This window comes from Prevotella fusca JCM 17724, assembly GCF_001262015.1.
In the GTDB taxonomy this organism is placed as follows: Bacteria; Bacteroidota; Bacteroidia; order Bacteroidales; family Bacteroidaceae; genus Prevotella; species Prevotella fusca.
On the sequence record NZ_CP012074.1, the window covers coordinates 758,191 to 780,080 of the forward strand.

Annotated in this window: 16 protein-coding genes and 1 riboswitch; of the genes, 4 read left to right on the top strand and 12 right to left on the bottom strand. The window is 43.6% G+C overall.

What is annotated here, in order from left to right; translation table 11 throughout:
- Positions 1–12: 12 nt before the first annotated feature.
- The 5 genes from nuoH to ADJ77_RS03115 all read right to left on the bottom strand — a co-directional run bounded on the left by nuoH (position 13) and on the right by ADJ77_RS03115 (position 5,664).
- The gene (gene nuoH / locus ADJ77_RS03095; RefSeq protein ID WP_025078416.1) at positions 13–1,104 is read right to left on the bottom strand and encodes an NADH-quinone oxidoreductase subunit NuoH; all 1,092 of its coding nucleotides are present in this window, start codon (positions 1,102–1,104) and stop codon (positions 13–15) included.
- 44 nt (positions 1,105–1,148) lie between these two features.
- Positions 1,149–2,723 (bottom strand): NADH-quinone oxidoreductase subunit D-related protein, encoded by a 1,575-nt coding sequence (locus ADJ77_RS03100; protein WP_025078415.1) that lies wholly within the window; start codon positions 2,721–2,723, stop codon positions 1,149–1,151.
- Between the two features lie 18 nt (positions 2,724–2,741).
- On the bottom strand, positions 2,742–3,668 hold the full coding sequence (locus tag ADJ77_RS03105; protein WP_025078414.1) for an NADH-quinone oxidoreductase subunit B: 927 nt from the start codon (positions 3,666–3,668) through the stop codon (positions 2,742–2,744).
- Positions 3,659–4,009 carry an NADH-quinone oxidoreductase subunit A gene (locus tag ADJ77_RS03110; RefSeq protein WP_025078413.1) on the bottom strand — a complete coding sequence of 117 codons (351 nt, stop codon included), beginning with the start codon at positions 4,007–4,009 and terminating at the stop codon, positions 3,659–3,661. Before ADJ77_RS03110 ends, ADJ77_RS03105 begins: the two co-directional genes overlap by 10 nt.
- A 764-nt stretch (positions 4,010–4,773) precedes the next feature.
- Complete coding sequence (locus ADJ77_RS03115; RefSeq protein WP_025078412.1) at positions 4,774–5,664, bottom strand: ATPase; 891 nt, start codon at positions 5,662–5,664, stop codon at positions 4,774–4,776.
- A 184-nt stretch (positions 5,665–5,848) separates the two neighbouring features.
- On the opposite strand from ADJ77_RS03115, the gene ADJ77_RS03120 reads away from it, so the two are divergent.
- Positions 5,849–8,212, top strand: a complete 2,364-nt coding sequence (locus ADJ77_RS03120; protein WP_050696008.1) for a mechanosensitive ion channel family protein — start codon at positions 5,849–5,851, stop codon at positions 8,210–8,212.
- Positions 8,213–9,114: 902 nt separating this feature from the next.
- Here the strand turns inward: ADJ77_RS03120 and ADJ77_RS03125 are convergent.
- From ADJ77_RS03125 to kdsA, 3 genes are all read right to left on the bottom strand, one after another.
- Positions 9,115–10,446 (bottom strand): phospholipase D-like domain-containing protein, encoded by a 1,332-nt coding sequence (locus ADJ77_RS03125; RefSeq protein ID WP_394330590.1) that lies wholly within the window; start codon positions 10,444–10,446, stop codon positions 9,115–9,117.
- A gap of 104 nt (positions 10,447–10,550) precedes the next feature.
- The gene (locus ADJ77_RS03130; RefSeq protein ID WP_050696009.1) at positions 10,551–11,522 is read right to left on the bottom strand and encodes a KpsF/GutQ family sugar-phosphate isomerase; all 972 of its coding nucleotides are present in this window, start codon (positions 11,520–11,522) and stop codon (positions 10,551–10,553) included.
- Complete coding sequence (gene kdsA / locus ADJ77_RS03135; RefSeq protein WP_025078410.1) at positions 11,519–12,277, bottom strand: 3-deoxy-8-phosphooctulonate synthase; 759 nt, start codon at positions 12,275–12,277, stop codon at positions 11,519–11,521. The genes ADJ77_RS03130 and kdsA overlap by 4 nt, the downstream gene beginning before the upstream one ends.
- 267 nt (positions 12,278–12,544) lie before the next feature.
- On the opposite strand from kdsA, the gene ADJ77_RS03140 reads away from it, so the two are divergent.
- From ADJ77_RS03140 to ADJ77_RS03150, 3 genes are all read left to right on the top strand, one after another.
- Positions 12,545–13,081: an outer membrane beta-barrel protein gene (locus tag ADJ77_RS03140; RefSeq protein ID WP_025078409.1), complete on the top strand. Its 537-nt coding sequence runs from the start codon at positions 12,545–12,547 to the stop codon at positions 13,079–13,081.
- Between the two features lie 902 nt (positions 13,082–13,983).
- On the top strand, positions 13,984–15,318 hold the full coding sequence (locus tag ADJ77_RS03145; RefSeq protein WP_050696010.1) for an NADP-specific glutamate dehydrogenase: 1,335 nt from the start codon (positions 13,984–13,986) through the stop codon (positions 15,316–15,318).
- Positions 15,319–15,779: 461 nt separating this feature from the next.
- Complete coding sequence (locus tag ADJ77_RS03150; protein ID WP_025078408.1) at positions 15,780–17,135, top strand: MATE family efflux transporter; 1,356 nt, start codon at positions 15,780–15,782, stop codon at positions 17,133–17,135.
- A gap of 116 nt (positions 17,136–17,251) precedes the next feature.
- Here ADJ77_RS03150 and pncB read toward each other — a convergent pair whose 3' ends face one another.
- The 4 genes from pncB to ADJ77_RS03165 all read right to left on the bottom strand — a co-directional run bounded on the left by pncB (position 17,252) and on the right by ADJ77_RS03165 (position 21,760).
- Entirely contained in the window at positions 17,252–18,457 is a 1,206-nt protein-coding gene (pncB, locus tag ADJ77_RS03155) for a nicotinate phosphoribosyltransferase (RefSeq protein ID WP_208595986.1), read from the bottom strand.
- Positions 18,458–19,280: 823 nt separating this feature from the next.
- The gene (locus ADJ77_RS13715) at positions 19,281–19,502 is read right to left on the bottom strand and encodes a hypothetical protein (RefSeq protein ID WP_042740955.1); all 222 of its coding nucleotides are present in this window, start codon (positions 19,500–19,502) and stop codon (positions 19,281–19,283) included.
- A riboswitch (SAM-I-IV-variant riboswitch) is annotated at positions 19,500–19,606 on the bottom strand. It overlaps the preceding gene by 3 nt.
- 112 nt (positions 19,607–19,718) lie before the next feature.
- Positions 19,719–21,344, bottom strand: a complete 1,626-nt coding sequence (groL, locus tag ADJ77_RS03160) for a chaperonin GroEL (RefSeq protein WP_025078406.1) — start codon at positions 21,342–21,344, stop codon at positions 19,719–19,721.
- A 146-nt stretch (positions 21,345–21,490) separates the two neighbouring features.
- Complete coding sequence (locus tag ADJ77_RS03165) at positions 21,491–21,760, bottom strand: co-chaperone GroES (protein ID WP_004361204.1); 270 nt, start codon at positions 21,758–21,760, stop codon at positions 21,491–21,493.
- Positions 21,761–21,890: the final 130 nt, after the last annotated feature.

Sequence of the window (21,890 nt, forward strand, 5' to 3'; positions counted from 1 at the left end):
TCTCTTTAACCATTAATAGTGAATAGTCCAACCAAATGCTACGCACACAGTCATCAATACGAGGATAACCAGTGACAGCGGCATAAGATACTTCCACTCTAATTTCAGAATCTGATCGATACGGAGACGTGGGAAAGTCCACTTAATCCACATCAGCAGGAATACTACAACGAATGTCTTACCAAGGAACCAAACGAGTCCTGGAATGTAATTCATAATTGCATCGAAGCCATCTAATCCAATGTTCAAAGGAGCCCAACCGCCTAAGAATACAGTAGTTGCAACACCTGATACAACAAAAAGATTAAGATACTCAGCCAGATAATAGAAACCGAAGCCCATACCACTATATTCAGTGTGGTAACCTGCAGTCAACTCACTCTCAGCTTCTGCCAAGTCGAACGGACCACGGTTAGCCTCTGCATTACCAGCAACACAGAATACGAGGAAAGCCAAAGTAGCAGGAACATGTCCCTGTACAATCAACCACCGCAAAGGACCAGTCTGAGCTTCGACTATACCTGAAACCTGCATTGTACCAGTCAAAATAACTGCTGAAATCAAACAGATGCCCAATGAAAGCTCATAGGAAATCATCTGTACGGCTCCACGCATAGCAGAAAGGACTGAGTACTTGTTGTTACTACCCCATCCTGCGATAAACACACCAATAACACCAATAGAACTGATTGCTGTTACGAGGAAGATGCCTACATTGAAATCCAGAATATGAGCTCCATTGTTCCAAGGAAGGAAGGAGAATGTACCGACTGAAGCAATGATTACCAAGAAAGGAGCCAGATAATAAAGCAGTTTGTCAGCCTTATCGACAGCAAAGATTTCCTTGATCAACATCTTCAACACGTCGGCAAAGACCTGCAAGGTGCCCCACCAGCCTACTCGGACCGGACCGATACGGCACTGGAAGTAGGCGCAGACCTTACGTTCCATGAAGATAAGTACGATAGCAAGCAGAGCATAAGCAAGAAGTATTGCCAGTCCCACCACAACGCACTCAATCAGAACAGTCCAGAAGTTGCTCAAGCCACAAGTGACACGGAGCAGCTCATCGAACCATGTTGTTACTATTCTAAAATCGAACATAGTATGATTTTAATTCTTAATTGATTACTTTAATGATAACCTTGTTAGCGGTCAATATCAGGAATAACGAAATCAAGTGCAGCACCAGTAGTCACCAAGTCGGCAATCTTCTGACCACGCAACATCTTATCCATAGCACCAACAAGAGTCAGACCCATAGGACGGAACTTTAAACGATATGCACTCTTGTCACCACGTGAATCCAGATAAGCACCGAACTCACCACTTGCACCCTCAACTGAGAAGTACCACTGTCCCTCTGGAACTTTAATGATTGGCTTCTGCTTGATATAGAACTCACCTTCAGGAATATTGTCAATCAGCTGCTCGATGATATTGAGACTCTGATAAATCTCCTGAATATGACAATAGTAACGATCCATGGAGTCACCATGTGTCAAGGTTATCTGCTCAAAGTCCACCTTATCATATACAGCGTATGGATGGTTCTTGCGGACATCATTCTTCCAGCCACTTGCACGACCGGCAGGACCTGTCACACCGTAGCTGATGCAATCCTGCTCGTTCATAGTACCTACATCACGGAAACGTTGATGCGTGATGACGTTGTCACCAAAGACATCCAGGTACTCCTGCACCATCGGACGCAGATACTTACAGAGCTCCTTGACATTTGAGACGAAATTCGGATCAATGTCTGCCTGCAGACCACCAATTCTATAATAATTCTGAATCAGACGACCACCGGTTGTCTCCTCCATCACATTCAACACATGCTCGCGGTCACGCATACCATAAAGGAAGGCTGTGAGAGCACCCAGGTCCTGAGCACAGCAAGCTGTATAAAGAAGGTGATTGTCAATACGCTGCAACTCATCCATGATGGTACGGATGTAGAGGATGCGGTCAGACAGTTCAATGCCCATACCTTCCTCGATAACGCCGACAAGCGCATGGCGATGCATCATGGCTGACAGATAGTTCATACGGTCAGTCAATGCCAATGTCTGAGGGTAAGTGAACTGCTCGCAAAGTTTCTCAATACCACGATGGATATAACCCAAATGCGGATAAATCTTGGTAATAGTCTCACCATCCAAAACTGTCTGCAGACGGAGCACACCGTGAGTAGACGGGTGCTGAGGACCAATGTTCACAACGAAGTTGTCATCAGTAAACAGCGGACGCTGTGTACCGACGAGTTCACCATTCTTATTAAGATTCCACTCTGTGGTAGTATCAAGTTCAACATCATCCTCCGTAGTGTACATGTTCTTTGCAGGGTCCATGTCATAATCCTTACGGAGAGGGTAGCCCTTGAAGTCGTTTCTCAAGAAGAGACGACGCATGTCAGGGTGACCGAGGAACTTGATGCCATAGAAGTCATATACCTCGCGCTCCAGCAAGTCAGCATCAGCCCAAAGATTGTAGACAGAAGGAATAACAGACTCTTCTTCCACCTTCTTTGCAAGCTGCTTGACAGAGCAACGCTCGTGCGTATTTGTATTCTCAAGAATATAGATACATCCAAGACCTTCTTCTGCACCAAAGTCTTCACCGACAACAGTTACAAGGTAATCGAAATGCTTCTCATTCTTCAGCCTTGCCATTTCTGAAGCAAAGCTATCAAAACCGAATTCTTTGTTTTCTAATTTCATTCTCGCGTACCTTATATATTAATTGTTAGCAGCACTCTCTTCTGTAGCCTTGCTTGCTGCATCAATCTGGTCAATTTCCTTACCCAGCTTCTCTACATCTTCCTGTGTTACCGGCTGGTTAACGACAATTGTCTCTTTCTTTGGAGCTACAGCTTCAGGAGAAGGAGCAGCTGGCTCAGCAGTTTTTGCCGGAGCATCGACAGGTTTGGCAGCTGCAACAGCAGGTTTCTCTGCAGGACGTGTAGGTTTTGGAGCAGGCTTTTTAGCTTCAGCCCATGCTGCTTCACGCTTTTCCTTTATCTCTTCCGGATCGATTCCCAGCTTCTCGCTGAATATAAGTTCGGCATTACTCTTGCCAGTTTCACGTTCCTCTGTGGTCTGCTTATGGTTGACACCACCGAAGAACTTTTCAATCTTCACCTTACGCTGAAGCTGCATCATACCATAGATAATAGCTTCCGGACGTGGAGGACAGCCCGGGATGTAGACATCCACTGGAATAATCTCATCGACACCACGCATGACGTGATAGCTGTCTTTGAACGGACCACCAGAAATGGCACAGCCGCCAACTGCCACAACATACTTCGGTTCTGCCATCTGGTCATACAGACGCTTCAATGCTGGTGCCATCTTGTTTGTAATAGTACCGGCACACATAATCAGGTCAGCCTGACGTGGAGAGTTACGGGTTACCTCAAAACCAAAACGGGAGAAGTCGTAACGTGCACAACCGACAGCCATGAACTCAATACCACAACATGATGTTGCAAAGGTCAGAGACCAGAGTGAGTTGCTACGCCCCCAGTTGATGAGCTGATCCAGGTTACCGAGAACGAGGTTGGTTCCGCCATCGTTCAAATCGCTTGCCATCTTGCTAAGCGTATCATTGTCCTTCCAATCCTCGTATGGAAGAGACTTGATTTTTGGCTTCCTTATTTCCATTCAAGCGCTCCTTTCCGCCAAGCATACGCAAGGCCAAATACTAATACCAGCATAAAGAACCCGATTGTGGCGAGTGCCAAAGGTCCAATTGTCTTTACAACGACTGCCCACGGGTAGAGGAAGACGGTCTCCACGTCAAACATCAGGAACAAGATGGCAAAGAGATAGTAGCCGACATGCATTGGTAACCAAGAGGTTCCATGAGTCGGAATACCACACTCGTAAGGCTCACCCTTCGCCGGATTGTATGAACGCGGACCAATCCACTTAGCAATAGCATAAGCTGCCACTACCAGGAATGCGGCCGTTATCAAAACGGTAACAAAAAGTGTGAAATACATAAACTTTATATAGCTATAATTTAACTGTACAATTTTGCTCTAATAGAACATATTTAAAAACGAGTGCAAAGATACAAAAATATTTGAGAACGAGTGCAAATTAAATGGAAAAACATACCACTTTTTGCAAAGTCCACTTTGCAAACCGCCTACTGCGTGATTCATAACCCTTTCATCAGTAATCCATCAAATGCAATGTGCTTCTTTCCCTTTGCTACATAGGGGCTGAAGCAACAGCTATAAAGGGATGTGCTACGGTGTCAGCAAACGCTATTCACCCCACAAAACAATACGTACAACACGGGGTATATATAACGGACAACTTTGATCACTCCTTCCCAACGGGCAAGCTCCTCAACGTAATGACATCACACACATATCTTCAGACAATCCCTTTGTCCTACACAGGGATTTTCAAACGGTCTCCTATAGTTAACACCCTCAAAACGGCCTTAGAAATATTGCTGCCGACAAAACTTAAGACAGCATACGCTCCAATGCGAAATCTCTTTTAAGCAGATAACATCCTACTTGTCTTTGGTAAAGCAAACCCTGCGAATTACAAGACGTTTAACCCTCAACACCAATGGTGCCGGACAGCAACACCAATGGTGCTGGGCAGCAACACATTGCGTGCTGGTCAACAACAGATCAATAGAAAACAGGAAGCGAGGTTGATTATGGTCATCATAAATACAGTAAGATACTAATGGCCAACTTACATGTGAAAAGCTATATCAGACACCAACTATCTTAGATAAGAACTAAGAATAATATTCTATCAACCCTTCTATGGGAGAAGCTATCACCTTCCTGACCCGATAACCAAATCTGTCTGCACTTTTCCTCAACTGCTCTTCAAAAGCTGCAGCGATACCACCGACAGCAGAAATTGTACGAGTAGAGGATGAAGAATACTTCAAAATATTCTTCTTAAAGAAATTATCAAAGTTATTTATCACTAACTCCTCTAATTCAGAATATTGAAGGTTTTTCTTAATAAACTTTGAACAGCCTGCCAGAAAGCGATTGGCAAGTGGTTGACGATAGACTTTATCTATAATTTCCAGATAGGTCAAACCACTCCAGGACAAATATAAATCACGTGTCTCTTCTGACAAATCACCCTTGAATATACCATTGAGAAGCAGTTTGCCAAGCACTGCCCCACTGCCTTCATCCCCTAAGATATAACCCAGTGGAGGCACATTTGCAGTAATCTGCTCGCCATCATAGAGACAGCTGTTGGCACCAGTACCTAAAATACAGGCAATACCTGCCGCATGCCCGCATACAGCATGGGCAGCACCTAACAGGTCACTTTCAACCTTTATACTGGCAGAAGGGAATGCAGCAGCGAGAGCTTCACCAACAATGGGTGAGAGATTCTTTGTACAGCCCGCTCCATAAAAGGCTACCAGTGTAACCTTCTCTGCTATATCAGCCTGCTTGGGAAAGCACTTGTTTTGCTCTGCAGCCCTGTACAACGCAGGGAGTAGTTCCTGCTCTAACGACTTCAAGATGACTTCCTTCGACTGATGAAACGGGTTCAGTCCTTGCGTACGGACTTTCAATACATACTTACGAGTATCTGACGGCAGACTGACCAGTGCCCAGTCTGTCTTGGACCCACCACTGTCGGCAATTAGTATCATAGTTTTCTTTTTTCGTGCAAACTTACATAATTTTATCCGTTTATATGCCTCAGGACGTAAGAAAAGCACTTGCAGACACTTCTTTAGTATCATTTTACATTCCTATATAAGCCTAAATGACAAACTTTCCGTAACTTTGTGCACATTTAAAAATCACAAGAATTATCTTCATAATAAAACAGATATGCACAAAAAGCTATTCTTTATCACCATATTGCTGTTCTTCCTCACCCTCCCGGCAGCTGCTGTGCTGCAAGAGGATTCGCTGAAAAACTCACTTTCAGTGCTTCGCCATGAGCTGATTGCACAGCACCTCGAACAGACAAAACAGCTGAACAAATCAAGATTTATTACCGAGCAGGTGACGAATCAGCTGAAGGAAATCGGCGACAAGTCAGCACAGGTGTCATTGATGCTTTATTCGCAGAAAACTGATAATATCTTCGACCTCACCTATGCCTGCCAACAGGCAACTGAACTCTGGAAAGACTTCCAGACAAAGACACGCCCTTTCCACGACCTCATCACGGAGAGCAACGAAGAGATAGCACGCTATGACTCGCTCGTCAACGTACTCAGTACGATGTACACGTTCGGTCTTACCCCTAAGATGAAGACCGACCGCAACGTCTGCCTTACCCTCGCTGTAAGTATCCGAAGGATGTTGAAGGAACGCAACGATTCTTATCAGGAGTACATCCAGTACTATGAATACAGCCAGCATCAGCTGCAAGCACTCGACGCATACGCACAGAAAAGATATGAAGAGATACAGTCAAGCATCTTTGCGAATGGTGGAGACAACTATATAAAGATCCTGAAGGCAGCACCTTATCGCATCACTCACATAAGCAATACACTCGCTGAGAAATATACTCCGCAGAATGTTGTGATGTCACAATGGGATGTTAAATGGATTATCACGCTCTTCAGTATGATTCTGATCTACGGATTGATAGCCATTCTAATCAATTATCTAAGTATCCGTTTCCTTGTAACAAAGGTGATGAAGGCGAACCGCTTTGAGCAGAAGAACCATGCCTTTCTTGCCAAGCGTACCTGTATTATCATGCTTGCTTCAGTCGTCACTTTCAGCATCGTCCTCATAATAATACGCCTTTTCTCGCCTTCCAACTTCATACACATGGCTTGCAGCCTGCTTCTGGAGTACACATGGATGCTGGCAGTAATCTTTGCATCCCTGCTCCTGCGTGTTGAAGGCTCACAGACACATAATGCCTACCGCATCTACTATCCACTGATTGCCGTAGGATTTATTGTCATCACCTTCCGTATTGTGATGCTGCCCAGTTCCATCGTAACACTTCTCTTCCCTCCCCTGTTGCTCCTCAATGCACTGTGGCAGGCAAGAATGATTTACAAATACCATAAACTTGTTCCACGTTACGACCTGAACTTTGCGTATTTCTCGCTGCTCGTGTTCATCTTCTCACTTGCATGTTCGTCGATTGGCTATACGATGTTAGCTGTGCAGGCTATCATCTGGTGGTCAATGCAGCTGGCTTGTATTCTGACGATTGCTTTCTTCCACGATTATCTTAACCAATACAGGGAGAAGCATCCTGCAAAGAACCTGTCAGTCAATAAGACCTGGCTCATCCGGTTCATTGATATTGTCCTCATCCCGACAGCCTTGGTAATATCGTTTATTCTCGCAATCTACTGGGCAACGGATGTATTCAACCTTAGTGACCTGACATGGAAGCTGTTCCGCACTGACTTCATCAACTCCGACAAGTTCAAGATGAGTGTCTATTCTATCGCTATAGTAATCACTCTGTGGTTTGTCTTCAACTATCTGAATCTGACAATCCGGGAGGCTATCAAGCTATATCTCAAGCGGAATGACCCTTCTACGGCCGATGCGCGTGCCACAATGTATATTAATGTTTTGCAGGTTGTTGTATGGGGTTCATGGCTGCTGACCACGCTCAACATCTTCCAAATCAGCAGCACTTGGCTGGTTGTGGTAACGGGTGGTCTGTCAACGGGTATCGGTTTCGCTATGAAGGATATTCTTGAGAATATCTATTATGGCATCTCGCTGATGGCCGGACGCATCAAGATTGGCGACTACATCATCTGTGACGGTGTGCGTGGCAAGGTCAGTTCCATCAACTACACCTCAACAATGCTCGAGGCACTTGACGGTTCGGTCATTGCTTTCCAGAACTCGCAGCTGTTTACCAAGAACTATAAGAATATGACAAAGAATCATGGTTATGAGCTGGATGTTCTTGAAGTGGGCGTTGCATACGGAAGCAATATAAAAGAGGTCAAGGAACTGCTTGTGAATGCCATTACCGAACTCGGCGTTACTTTCAGCAAGCAACCTGTCACCGTCAGACTCAAGAGCTTCGACGACAGCTGCATCACACTGAAGATTCTTGTTTGGGTAAATGTGTTTACGCAGGGAAGTGATATTGGTGTAATCATGGAATGTATTTATGAAACGCTGAATAAGAACGGTATTGAAATACCATTCCCGCAGCGTGAAATCACCATCAAGCACCAGCAGGAAAGCTAAAAGTTAAACCTGTCAATAAGCTACAGGAAGGCTTTTTCTCAAATTATATCATGATGAAAAAAAATGTTTGCTTGCAAAGAAAAAGTCTTTTTAAGCAAACAGGTTGTGTCATTGCCTGATAATGAAGTAGACATGCGTCATCATGTAAGGTATATGAAGGTTCTTTCGAGGATATAAGAACGGCTTTTGAGCAACCGATTAGCAGCAATGAAATATCTTTGCATAGCTCTTGGTGTACGATAAGACTTTTCCCATATAGATTAGCCTTTAGTATCATACTCTATATTATTATAATGACAATGAGAAACCTCTCATGCCATTTGCTATAGAAGTGTTGTTGCCCGACACACGTGGTGTTGTAGGTAAACACCAATGGTGTTGAGGCTGAGCACCAATGGTGTTGAGGGTTAAATACCATGCAATATACTGCCGAGGAGGGAATGACTTGTTGTCATGAAAGAGCTGAGTCTCCAAAAGCAAACAACACTTATTTGACAAGGAAACTTACTTATCCAAAGCCAATACAATAACATCTATTTAAAAGAGATTCTGCATTGGAACATATGCTGTTTAAGTTCTATTGGATAGCAATAGTTCTTTTACTTCTGTAATCTTGCATTCGTACAGTTCGTGTCATTCGTAGTTGTAGGATTTCGCAGCATCTTGAAGTGGTGAGTATTCAGATGAGCAGTTGGAATTTAACTCTGTCACAGAAAATCATAGAAGAGAAACTGCATTCTAAACAAGCATTCATTATTCTCATTATCCTGTAAAGTATTGATTGTGAAGACAGAATCTTGCAGCTCCCCCATTCCGTTCTTGTTTCGTAGCATGTACAAGGAAGAGAACGTCTAATAGGTGCTAAAAGGAGTTTTCACAGCCTCATGAATATTCCGGCAAACCTATAGGAACGGTGAAAGCAGATGAGCAAACCATCCACGGAAACGCTGCCACGGTGTACGCCATTTCCTCCACTTCTCTTCAGTAAGTTTAAAGCTGTCTTTCTTCTGTGCATCAAACAGTTCGTTCAGTTCATGCGTGGTGCAGGCATCAATGATTACAGCATTCTCTTCCCGGTCCCACCGTAGACTTCTTGAATTGAGATTAGCTGAACCGACGGTGCAGAACTGTCCGTCTACCATAATGATTTTCGTGTGATGGAAGCCCGGTTCATACATCCATATCGTACAGCCGTCCTTCATCAACTGGTGTGCATTATAGAAACCACAGTCGGGTGTCAGAGGAATATCACTCTTCACGCTGAGCAGGATTTCCACTTTCACACCCCTTTTTACAGCCTTTCTGAAAGCCTTTTTCAAGGTACGTGTCAGGGTAAAATAAGGATTGATGACCTTTATGCTATCCTTTGCATCGTTTATAGCATTGAGATAGAAATACCGGATAATATCTTTCGTAGTATGCGGTTCACGATTGATGATACCCACCATCTTCTTTCCGGCACTCCTACAGGTGTCTGGCTTGAGTCCTTTGATATAATCAGCATTGGATACACCACGATAGTACTTTGCCCCATGTATCTCTTGTCCTGAAGCCAGAAACCACATCCGAAGAAATATATTCTGTAATGTGTTGACTTCATCTCCCTCGATTCTGCAGTGCATGTCGTGCCATGACCCCACTACTTCTGTACCATTAATATAGTAGTCTGCAACGTTCATCCCACCTGTATAAGCCACTTTTCCATCAATAACGACAATCTTGCGGTGGTCACGATTGAATATATCGTGCAGCCAGGGGAACTCCATAGGCTTGAACTCATGAATCTCTATTCCCTTTTCCCGGATTGCCTTCAGGTGTCGTTTCTTCATCGGACGGTTATTGCTTGCATTACCAAAACCGTCAAAGACAGCTCTCACCTCAACACCTTCCTTTGCCTTTGCAGCCAGATGACGTACAAGTTCCTCGTTGATTGAGTCGTTGCGGAAGTTGAAGTATTCCAGATGAATACTCGACTTAGCCTGGTCAATAGCCTTGAAAAGATCATCAAACTTTTCCTGTCCGCTCGCAAGTAAGATAACGGAATTGTTATGAGAGAAGTGCACACCTTTCCCACGAAGCTGATAAACAATCATTGAATCAGCTCTTGTTTCTATTTCTTTTTGGCCTTGTGAAACAGAATCCCTTGTGTTGCTTTGCGCAGAAAGTTGAACAGGTAAGAATGTGCAACATAACGCCATCACAACCGTGATGGCGTTTCTTTTTATATAATTCATTTTGTCTCTCTCATTTTCCATCATGGGCAAACAGTAGTCTTGCAGATGTCAAAGCTATGTCAGCCCCGTATAAATATCATAAACAGAACGGCTGGATGCCATCCTTACAGCATACAACTGTAGTGGTCAACAATACCTAAGAAATGCCTTTCTTCATCACACACCAATACTGTATGTATCTTGTTCCGGTGCATAACCTGCTGTATCTCGGTAATCTTCGTTGTAGGCAAGACCGTCTTTGGTTCTTTTGTCATAATATCGCTGACCGTATGATCAAAGAACTCTGCCTGCCAACGCTCCATAGCCCGGCGAATATCACCATCAGTTATCAGCCCAATGACCTTTCCATTGTCAAGTGATACGCCTAATCCTAACTTGCCCTTGCTGACATGAATGATGGCTTCACCCAAGTGCATCTCTTTTGGAATGACAGGAAGGTCGTCTGAACGCATTACATCCTGTGCTGTTGTCAGCAGGCGTTTACCCAGTTCACCACCAGGATGGAACTGTGCGAAGTCCTGTGGTTTGAAGTTCCTGACACACATAAGGGCAACAGCCAGCGCGTCACCCATGACAAGTGCTGCGGTAGTTGAGCTTGTCGGTGCAAGGTTCAATGGACATGCTTCTTTCTCAACCCATACCTTCAAGTGGGCAGTGGAGTATTTTGCCAACAATGAGTCAGGGTTGGCACTCATTCCGATGATAGGAATATTCATGTGAAGCACCATTGGTATGAAGCGGAGCAATTCATCTGTCTGACCAGAATTGGATAATGCAAGGACAACATCGTCCTTCGTCATTACACCAAGGTCACCATGATAGACATCCAGCGGATTGACAAAGAAAGCAGGTGTGCCCGTAGATGACAGTGTTGCGGCAATCTTGGCTCCGATGTTTCCGCTCTTGCCAACACCTGTTACGACAATCTTGCCCGTACAATGGAACATAAGGCTTACAGCCTTGTCAAAGTTCTCATCTAACTGGTTAATCAGATTAAGCGTAGCGTCAGTTTCTTCTTTAATACACTGTATGGCGTAGGTTCTTACCTGTTTCAGTCTTTGTTCTTCTTCATTCATACCAGTTTTCCTATTAATTCGTCTAACTTATCAAGTTCCAGCATATTGGCAGCATCCGACAGTCCTGCATCCGGGTCAGGGTGTACTTCAAAGAAATAGCCCGTTGCACCGAATGCCTTGGCAGCCAATGCCATCGAAGGAACAAACTTACGGTCACCAACCGTCTTGCCGTCTCCTGCGCTTGGACGCTGTACGCTGTGTGTACAATCCATTATTACATCAGGGACTATTTCCTTCATGTCTGGGATATTGCGGAAGTCAACAACAAGATTATTATAGCCAAAACTATTTCCACGCTCAGTCAGCCAAACTTCCTTTGCTCCACTTTCCAGACATTTCTGTACAGGGTAACGCATATCCCTGCCACTCAGGAACTGTGCTTTCTTGATATTAACAGTCCTGCCTGTCTTTGCAGCAGCAACCAACAAGTCGGTCTGCCGACAAAGAAAAGCCGGTATCTGGATGACATCAACAACCTTGCCGACAGCCTCTGCCTGACAGCTCTCGTGAATGTCTGTCAGCAGTCTCAGTCCATACTTTTCCTTGACAGCCTGCAACATAGAAAGGCCTTTTTCAAGTCCCGGACCACGGAAAGAGTGTATGCTCGTACGGTTAGCTTTATCAAAACTTGCCTTGAAAATGATATCAATATCATATTTCCTATTCAGCCTTACCAATTCTTCCGCAACGGTGCTGAGCAGTTCTGAGTTTTCTATAACACAGGGACCTGCAATGAAAGTAGGTTTATTCATCATAACTTGATCTATAGAGCTCCTGTTTTCATAATTTACATTGATGTTTTCTCTTAGGAGTAATGCAAAGTTATATATTATAAGGTGAACGCACAAGGGATTAACTTTCATTTACATGTTTAAAGTAAAAGTTATAGATAAAATTTGGTTGTTTGCTTTAAAACTCTTTACTTTGCACCCAGATAAGAGCTGCTGTTACTGCTCAAACAGGCGGTAAGCGGTAAATGATAAAGAGAAATAATTTAGTATTAATATTTAAAGTTTTCTATTATGAAAAAGATTTTAATGTCACTTGCTGTTGCATTCATTGCACTTGCTGCTAATGCACAGGTTTATGTTGGTGGTAGCGTTGGTATTTCTAACTCTAAGATGGGTGATGCTGACGAAGTTACAACTTATCAGTTCCTCCCTGAAGTTGGTTTCAACCTTGACGAAAACTGGGCAATCGGTACAGTAATTGGTTGGGGCAAGGGTAACCCTGTTGATATTGTAGCAGCAGAAAAAGTAAACAACTATTTCCAGATTGACCCATACGTTCGTTACACTTTCGTTCGTACTAAGTATGTAAACGCTTTCATTGATGGTGGTGTTGATTATAAGCGTTACAGAGGTGGCGATGATATATGGCAACTTGGTTTGAAGCCAGGTCTTGCAGTAAACCTTAGCCCGAAGGTTAGCTTTGTTACCCACTTCGGTTTCGCAGGTTGGGCTTCTGCAAAGGCAAAAGGTGCTGACAAGGACAATCACGCTTGGGGTGCAAGCCTTAATGGCAACAATATCACATTCGGTGTTTACTACAACTTCTAAGAAAATTGTTCTGAACAGTATTTAATATTTATATAGAGGGGTGCATTATTAAATAATGCCCCCCTCTTTTATGTTTTCGATAATCTTACCCCAAATTCTGAAGGTAACAAATATCGGTTGACAAACGGGTTATTTGTAATAAAGATGAAAGAGCAAAGATGCTGCCTTCACAGAGAACAGAAGATAAGTAACACAATATCATCAATTTAAAAGAGAGTATTTATGAGAAAGTATGCCTATTTAGGCTTTATCAGACAAAAACAGGTTAAAGCATGTTATTTCCGTCTATTGTAGCCCACCCGTTTGTCAGAATATTTCATCCATACTAAAACTGATTAACCATGAGTTGCAATCCAATTAAGCACAAATTGAAGTCCAATAGGTGCTCAATTGAAGTCCGAATAAGGCTTAATTGAAGCCCAACTAAGCACCTTTTCTTGTGGTATTTTATAACAGGTTGGTCTTCTGATGGTTACAAACAAGGATATAACAACCTTTTTATCCCTGTTTTTAACAAGAACAACTGCATCTTATGTAAATATTTTTCAGAGCATTGCCACAAAAAGTCAGCCCTTGTTTTTGCTACATGACGATGAAAGTCGTACCACCTCTGTAATCGTGCAATTCGCCAATACGAATCTTATCTGTTGTCATTGCTGTGTAGCTTTAACAAGAAATAAGATGCGTTGCAGACCAATATTTTAGGATAAATAAGATATAATGACAAAACAGGATTCTATCACAGACTGCCAAATGTCTTATTCATACCATAACATGATATTTAACAGCAAAATAACACATATTTAATCAAAATTCGTTATCTTTGCAACATAATCGTTTATAATAATTCGTTTTAATACAAATCAGGATAAAACAAAAACGTCCAATAACACCAATAGATTATGAAAGCAACAGAAGTCGTAGAGAGATTAAAACAGCGTTTCCCGAATGAACCGGAGTATATTCAGGCAGTGTCACAGGTATTGACCACCATCGAGGATGAATACAACAGGCATCCTGGATTTGACCAGGTCAATCTCATTGAACGACTCTGTGTACCAGACAGAATCATCAAGTTCCGGGTAAACTGGATTGACGACAAGGGAAACGTACAAACCAATATGGGCTATCGTATCCAACACAATAACGCCATCGGTCCATACAAGGGTGGACTTCGTTTCCATGCTTCTGTCAACGAGTCTATTCTCAAGTTCCTTGCCTTTGAGCAGACCTTCAAGAACTCCCTGACTACTCTGCCCATGGGTGGTGCTAAAGGCGGCTCCGACTTCTCGCCCCGTGGCAAGTCAAATGCCGAAGTCATGCGTTTCTGTCAGGCATTCATGAGAGAACTATGGAACTATATTGGTCCCGACTGTGATGTACCTGCCGGCGACATCGGTGTGGGTGGACGTGAAGTAGGTTATATGTTCGGACAATACAAGAAGCTGACAAACCAGTTTGTAGGCATTCTTACGGGTAAAGGACAGGAATTCGGCGGCTCGCTCATCCGTCCTGAAGCGACAGGATATGGCAATGTCTATTTCCTGCTGAATATGCTCAAGACACGTAATATCGACCTCAAAGGCAAGACGGTTCTCGTGTCTGGTTCTGGCAATGTAGCCCAATACACAATGCAGAAACTACTGCAACTTGGAGCAAAGCCTGTCACCTGCTCCGACTCTGATGGCTACATCTACGACCCGGATGGTATAGATGAGGAGAAACTCGCCTATATCATGGAACTGAAGAACATTGAACGTGGACGCATACGTGAATATGCTGAGAAATACAATGCCAAGTATGTGCCCGGAGCAAAGCCTTGGTCTGAGAAGGCTGACATTGCAACTCCATGTGCCACACAGAACGAAATCAACGGAGAAGCTGCAGCTGAACTTGTAAAGAACGGTGTCATTGCCGTTACGGAAGGTGCCAATATGCCATCGACCCCTGAGGCTGTAAAGATATTCCAAGAGGCAAAGGTGCTCTATTGTCCGGGTAAAGCCAGCAATGCCGGTGGCGTAGCGGTATCAGGACTTGAGATGAGTCAGAACTCCGGAAGACTGAAATGGAGCCGTGAAGAAGTGGATAAGAAACTCCTGCAGATTATGGATGACATCCATGCTAACTGTGTAAAATACGGCACTGAAGCTGATGGATACATCAATTATGTGAAAGGTGCCAATGTTGCAGGCTTCATCAAGGTTGCCAAGGCTATGACGGCACAAGGAGTTATTTAGACTCCAAGCGGTCATAAGACATGATTTTAGAGTATTACCAGTCGTTTGTAATGATGTTACAAAGGCTTTGTAATCGTATTACAAACGGTTGGTAATAATAAAAAAGAATAGGTAGTGATTTGTAATATTCTGCTTTTATAATCCGATAATGACCGACTTAGGATGAATAGTACTCACCTTATGGATCACAAGATGTCAGAGTAAAAGAGTGGAACAGGGTATAAGGTTTTGTGCTTATAAGCAGAAAATCTTTTGTAGGATCAGATATTATGGGGATGGAAAACAAGCATTAAGGTTCTTATTTCTAAGCAGAAAGAACCCCAGATGCAAAGAACGGAAAACAATCGTAAAAGTGGGTATCTGCCATTATTATTGTTTATTTCAATGCACAAGACATAAATAATACAGCTTATTTTCGTACCTTTGCAAGCTCATTAGCAAATAAAACAGAAAATAGCAGAATGTCATATCAATTTTCAAAATACGAAACACACTATCGAAACCTCACTTATTTAGGCGTCCCAATCATCATCGGACAATTAGGAAATCTCATTCTTAACTTTGCCGATACGCTCATGATTGGTCGCCACAGCACGAATGAATTGGCGGCGGCGGCATTTGTCAACAACATGTTTACGCTGGTTATAATCTTTGCCATCGGCTTTACTTACGCTATCACGGCACTTGTCGGCACGCTTTATGGGCAGGAAAAGACACATCGTATCGGAGAGTTGATGAAGAGTGCGGTGTCTGCAAATACCTGTATGGCGATATTCCTGTCAGTAATCATGATTATCCTATACTTGAATGTTCACCGATTAGGGCAGCCGGAAGAGCTGTTGTCACTCATCCGTCCTTATTTTCTTATCCAGCTTGTATCCCTGCCTTTCGTCTGCTGGTTCAACACCTTCCGTCAGTTTACGGACGGAATTACCGACACAAGGGTGGCAATGTGGGTGCTCATTGGTGGTAATGTGATGAATATCTTTGGCAACTGGGTACTCATCTATGGTCATTTTGGAATGACAGAGTTGGGGTTGATAGGTGCAGGTCTTTCCACCATGATTTCACGTATCATAATGGCAGCAGTAATGGTTGGCATTTTCTTTTTCGGGAAGAAGTATAGAGAATACAAAAAAGGGTGGAGTCTGGGACGAATAAAGTATGCTGATTTTAAAGAGATAATAGTCCTTGGAATTCCTTTGGCATTGCAGATGGGAATGGAAACAGCAGCCTTCAGCCTTTCAAGTCTGATGGTTGGGTGGTTCGGAACAGAATCATTGGCAGCCCATCAGGTCATGCTGACCATCTCACAGCTTGGCTATATGATTTACTACGGCTTGGCTGCAGCAGTGGCAGTACGCATCAGTAACTTTATGGGACAGCGTGACTACACCGCTGTAAGACGTACGGCAACAGCTGGAATCCATCTTGTCTTTTTGCTTGCAACATTGACCTGCACGCCGGTTTTCATCTTCCGTCATGTTATCGGCGGACTGTTCACTGACAATGCAACCGTTGTTTCAATGGTTTCCATGACGATTATTCCATTTATGATTTATCAGTTTGGAGACGGAATGCAGTGTAATTACGCCAATGCTATGCGTGGCACAGCCAACGTACGTCCCCTTATCTGGATTGCATTCATAGCCTACTTTGTCGTGTCCTTGCCCTTGGGCTATCTCTTCGGGGTTGTCATGGGGTATCAGCTGATAGGTGTCTGGTATGGCTTCCCCTTTGGTCTTACAATAGCAGGAATACTTTATTACATCTACTATCAGAAGGGACTAAGGAAGATAGAAGCATCATCAAAATAACAGTAAACCGTAACTAAGCTGAAAGGCGGTAATAAGAAATGAGAAGCCTCATCATCTTATTACCGCCTTTTATGGTATATATACCCTTTCCTTTCACGAAGAACCGGGCCAGATCATCACTCCTTATAATGTATAGCCTCCATAAATCTCTGGATAACTTCCGGTTTACCCGTATGCTTGCCCTTGTCCTCTGAAATCTTACAAGTATCGTTATAGAAAGGCCATGACTCCGTGATCTTCACCGCAACCAGTTTTATAACAATATTCATAGGCTTCACATGAGGGAAGTCATTGGTGAAATGTGTGCCTATGCCAAATGAAGGTTTCACACGGCTTTCAGCATAGTGTTGTATTTCAATAGCCTTATCCGTATCCAACGCATTTGAGAAGAGCACCTGCTTGTCATGCGCATCAATACCGAGAGACTCATACTTGGCAATAATTTTCTCTAACTGTTCGTAATTATCTCCCGAATCTACACGCAGTCCCTTGAACTGATTGGCAAAGTCCTCAGAGAAGTTATAAGAGAAGATTTCCCAACCGAAGGAGTCATAGAGGTAAGTTCCCAGTGCCCCTCGATAAGTCTTGCGCCATGCTTCCATCGCCATGTAGTTTGCCATCTGTGGACCGAACATTCCGCCAATAGCACAGATGAACTCATGCGCCATCGTACCGACAGGTGTAAGGTCATACTTCATGGCAAGGTGGATATTGCTCGTACCGACAAAACGTCCCTTCCATTCCCGGCTGTCATAACAGTCCTTCATTGCACGCACAGCCGTTTCTTCAGCTACCAGACTTGCACGGCGGCGTGTACCGAAGTCTGAGAATATGCAGCCAGCCTCGAGCAGGCGTTCTGCCTTATGATAGGTTTTCTCGTAAAGTTCCTTGTAATCAAATTCCTGTGCCTGATGATTAAACATATAAAACAGCTCTGAAATGATTGCCAGAACCTTAACTTCAAGCAGAATTGTATCAGCCCATAATCCTTCAAACTCGATATTAAGATGTCCCTGTTCATTCTGCCACACCTTCACCCACTCTCGTGAGAAACGGAATCCACGGAGATAAGTGAGGAACCATTCTGGCAGATAATAGCACTTCTGGCGAAGGAAACTTATCTCTTCGTCGGTAATAACAACCGATTCCAACAACTCAATCTGGTGTTCAACTTCACGGGCAAAGCCTTCCGGATAGACTGTATCATCACGGTCGACAAAATGATAGCATACCTGTGCACGAGGATAATTGTCTATGACGGCACAGCACATTGTCAGCTTGTAAAGGTCATCGTCAGTGAAGTGATTAATGATTTGTCTCATTTTATTATAGTTGGTTTCAGATGCCAAAAGTATAAAAAAGATATGGAAAGACAAAGTATTTCATAAGAAATGTGGCTTAAAACAAGTTGTCAAAAGGATAAATGAATCAAGGCTGGTTTCGAAAAAGCCTTTTATTGACATTTCTCTTTCAGATGAGCAGTTCCAACTTACAGCCAGAAAACAGCATAGCGGGCTATGCAACTGGCGGAGAAAGCAGACGATGTCAGACGACAGAAAAGCACGTAGAGCTTACATTTGTTGAGAAATTCCATGGTTTTCTTAAAACTGTAACCATAATTTTCCCGTCTATCAAACAAGCAGCTAAGAGGTCTTATGACACTCTAATTTCAAGATACAATAATTGTTCTGAGGCGAAGATAGTATCCTTCAGACTCGTAGGCTTCTCACGGTATTCACTCCCCTCTCCACTCGGAGAGGGGTTGGGGGTGAGGCTTTTTGTCCTGTTTTTTCATTCCTCTATTTCCAATCTACGCTTTCCTGCACTCGAATTAAGCCCAAATTGAGGTTCAAGAGGGCGTTAATTGAAGCCCAACTAAGGCTTAATTGAAGTCCTATTAAGCACCTTTTCTTGCACAACTTTATAACGCACTGAATCCCCGTTAGTTACAGATATGAAAACAAAGGGGCGTTTATGCGTGTTTTAAGAAAGGATGGCACGTAAACTTGTAAATATATTTCAAAGTTCAAACCGGAGCAAAGAAGCTCCCATTTTTCTTAAAAATACAGGAAAATGACCGATACTATAAGCACATAGTTGTTTTTTTTTAAGCATGCTTATAAGCAAAGGAATGTGCATAATCACTTACTCCCAGCAATATGCAAGTCTGCGAACCTTACATTCGTAACGTAGCGCAGCCAGGTAATAGCTCCGCTCACTCGTCCAGCCTTTACACACACGCTCCCTGGCAATGATTACTTTCAACTCGTCATCAGTCATCCGTCTGAGACGGCGACGATACTTACGAATTGCACATTGGGCATAAACTGCCGGTTTTACACGAATAAAAAACTTACTGATCTTCATAAAGATACATTTTTAAGCATTATTACTTACGCATCCTTTTACCACCGTGGCTATCTTCCCGCTCGGTTGGCGTGTCCCAATGCGGACAACTCTCGATGCTTTATCGGTTGCAAAGATAAGACTTTACTTTGACATAAACAAACATTGGAAAAGAAAAAAGGGAAGACACCCTGCGATGTCTTCCCTCTCTATAATACATGTATTCTGATTCAATGATTACATCATATCACCCATACCTGGAGCAGCCGGCATAGCTGGAGTATCCTCCACCTTGTCAACAATGAGGCACTCTGTTGTCAGGAACATGCCTGCAATTGAAGCCGCATTCTCAAGTGCTACACGAGAAACCTTTGCCGGGTCGATGACACCTGCTGCACGAAGATCCTCGTAAACATCTTTGCGTGCATTGTAACCGTAGTCACCCTTGCCCTCACGGACATTGTTTACAACCACAGCACCTTCGCCACCAGCATTGGCAACAATCTGACGGAGAGGTTCCTCAATGGCACAGCAAACAATATTGATACCTGTCTGCTCGTCCGGGTTCTCACCCTTGAGGTCCTTCAATGCTTCCTGAGCACGGATGTAAGTGGTACCACCACCGACAACTACACCCTCCTCCATTGCAGCACGGGTAGCACAGAGAGCATCGTCTACACGGTCTTTCTTCTCCTTCATCTCTACCTCAGAGTTAGCACCAACATAGAGGACAGCTACACCGCCAGAGAGCTTAGCCAGACGCTCCTGCAGCTTCTCCTTGTCATAAGAGCTTGTTGAAGCTGCAATCTCATTCTTGATCTGAGCCACACGGTCCCTGATTGCTTCCTTCTCGCCCGCACCGTCAACAATGGTTGTATTGTCCTTAGAGATGGTAACCTTCTTGGCTGTACCGAGCATCTCAAGTGTTGCCTTATCCAATGAGAGTCCCTTCTCCTCGCTGATGACTACACCACCAGTCAATACTGCAATATCCTCGAGCATAGCCTTGCGACGGTCGCCGAAGCCCGGAGCCTTAACTGCACAGATCTTCAAGCCTGCACGCAGACGGTTTACAACCAATGTTGTCAATGCTTCAGAGTCAACATCCTCTGCAATTACCAACAATGGACGACCGCTTTCAGCTGCTGGCTGGAGGATTGGGAGGAAGTCCTTGACGCTTGAAATCTTCTTTTCATAGATGAGGATGTATGGGTTTTCCATATTACACTCCATCTTGTCCGTATCTGTTACAAAATAACCAGAGAGATAACCACGGTCAAACTGCATGCCCTCAACAACGCCAATGCTTGTCTCACGGGTCTTGCTCTCCTCGATAGTGATAACACCATCCTTGGAAACCTTACGCATTGCATCTGCGAGGAGCTTGCCGATTTCAGGATCATTGTTGGCACTGACTGTTGCAACCTGTTCAATCTTGTCGTAGTTGTCACCTACAACTTCCGCCGACTCTTTTATGTGTTCAACTATCTTATTGACAGCCTTGTCGATACCACGCTTGAGGTCCATTGGGTTAGCACCAGCTGTAACATTCTTCAATCCTTCAGTTACAATAGCCTGCGTAAGGATTGTTGCTGTTGTTGTACCATCACCAGCATCATCACCAGTCTTGCTTGCAACACTCTTAACGAGCTGTGCACCTGCATTCTCGAAGTTATCCTCAAGCTCTACCTCCTTAGCAACGGTTACACCGTCCTTAGTAATCTGTGGAGCACCGAACTTCTTACCGATAACAACATTACGACCCTTAGGACCGAGTGTTACCTTCACTGCATTTGCCAACTGGTCAACGCCACTCTTCAAGAGCTCACGCGCATCTGAATCAAATTTTATCTCTTTTGCCATTTTCTTTATTCTTTGATATTATTGTTTGTTTACGTTTTGCCTGCTGTTCTTGCCTTTTTATATTCTATAGATTAACTAAATCAGATAGAAATACTTGAACTGCAAATCGTTATATTTCCTCACACTTAGGAGAGAACAGGAAGTTTTTACTCAACAACCGCCAGAACGTCGCTCTGACGCATCATCAAATATTTCTCACCTTCATTCTCAAGTTCAGTACCAGCATACTTGCCATAGAGAACCTCATCGCCAACCTTGAGAATCATCTCTTCATCCTTGGTGCCATTGCCAACGGCAACAACCTTGCCACGCTGTGGCTTTTCCTTGGCTGTATCTGGGATGATAATACCACCAACTTTCTCTTCTGCCTGTGCTGGGAGCACGAGGACTCTGTCTGCTAAAGGTTTAATTGTCATAACTGTATATGTTTTAAGATTTCATTTTCCATTCTTAATACGACCTTTCAGCAAGTCGTTTCGCCTTATGATATACGAAAATCATGCCAAAAGGCATTACTGGCAGAGATAAGAATACTATATGACAACC

Excerpts from the sequence above, each read along its gene's own strand:
- nuoH (WP_025078416.1), bottom strand. The coding sequence starts at position 1,104 with ATGTTCGATTTTAGAATAGTAACAACATGGTTCGATGAGCTGCTCCGT.
- ADJ77_RS03100 (WP_025078415.1), bottom strand. The coding sequence starts at position 2,723 with ATGAAATTAGAAAACAAAGAATTCGGTTTTGATAGCTTTGCTTCAGAA.
- ADJ77_RS03105 (WP_025078414.1), bottom strand. The coding sequence starts at position 3,668 with ATGGAAATAAGGAAGCCAAAAATCAAGTCTCTTCCATACGAGGATTGG.
- ADJ77_RS03110 (WP_025078413.1), bottom strand. The coding sequence starts at position 4,009 with ATGTATTTCACACTTTTTGTTACCGTTTTGATAACGGCCGCATTCCTG.
- ADJ77_RS03115 (WP_025078412.1), bottom strand. The coding sequence starts at position 5,664 with ATGATACTAATTGCCGACAGTGGTGGGTCCAAGACAGACTGGGCACTG.
- ADJ77_RS03120 (WP_050696008.1), top strand. The coding sequence starts at position 5,849 with ATGCACAAAAAGCTATTCTTTATCACCATATTGCTGTTCTTCCTCACC.
- ADJ77_RS03125 (WP_394330590.1), bottom strand. The coding sequence starts at position 10,446 with ATGAATTATATAAAAAGAAACGCCATCACGGTTGTGATGGCGTTATGT.
- ADJ77_RS03130 (WP_050696009.1), bottom strand. The coding sequence starts at position 11,522 with ATGAATGAAGAAGAACAAAGACTGAAACAGGTAAGAACCTACGCCATA.
- kdsA (WP_025078410.1), bottom strand. The coding sequence starts at position 12,277 with ATGATGAATAAACCTACTTTCATTGCAGGTCCCTGTGTTATAGAAAAC.
- ADJ77_RS03140 (WP_025078409.1), top strand. The coding sequence starts at position 12,545 with ATGAAAAAGATTTTAATGTCACTTGCTGTTGCATTCATTGCACTTGCT.
- ADJ77_RS03145 (WP_050696010.1), top strand. The coding sequence starts at position 13,984 with ATGAAAGCAACAGAAGTCGTAGAGAGATTAAAACAGCGTTTCCCGAAT.
- ADJ77_RS03150 (WP_025078408.1), top strand. The coding sequence starts at position 15,780 with ATGTCATATCAATTTTCAAAATACGAAACACACTATCGAAACCTCACT.
- pncB (WP_208595986.1), bottom strand. The coding sequence starts at position 18,457 with ATGAGACAAATCATTAATCACTTCACTGACGATGACCTTTACAAGCTG.
- ADJ77_RS13715 (WP_042740955.1), bottom strand. The coding sequence starts at position 19,502 with ATGAAGATCAGTAAGTTTTTTATTCGTGTAAAACCGGCAGTTTATGCC.
- groL (WP_025078406.1), bottom strand. The coding sequence starts at position 21,344 with ATGGCAAAAGAGATAAAATTTGATTCAGATGCGCGTGAGCTCTTGAAG.
- ADJ77_RS03165 (WP_004361204.1), bottom strand. The coding sequence starts at position 21,760 with ATGACAATTAAACCTTTAGCAGACAGAGTCCTCGTGCTCCCAGCACAG.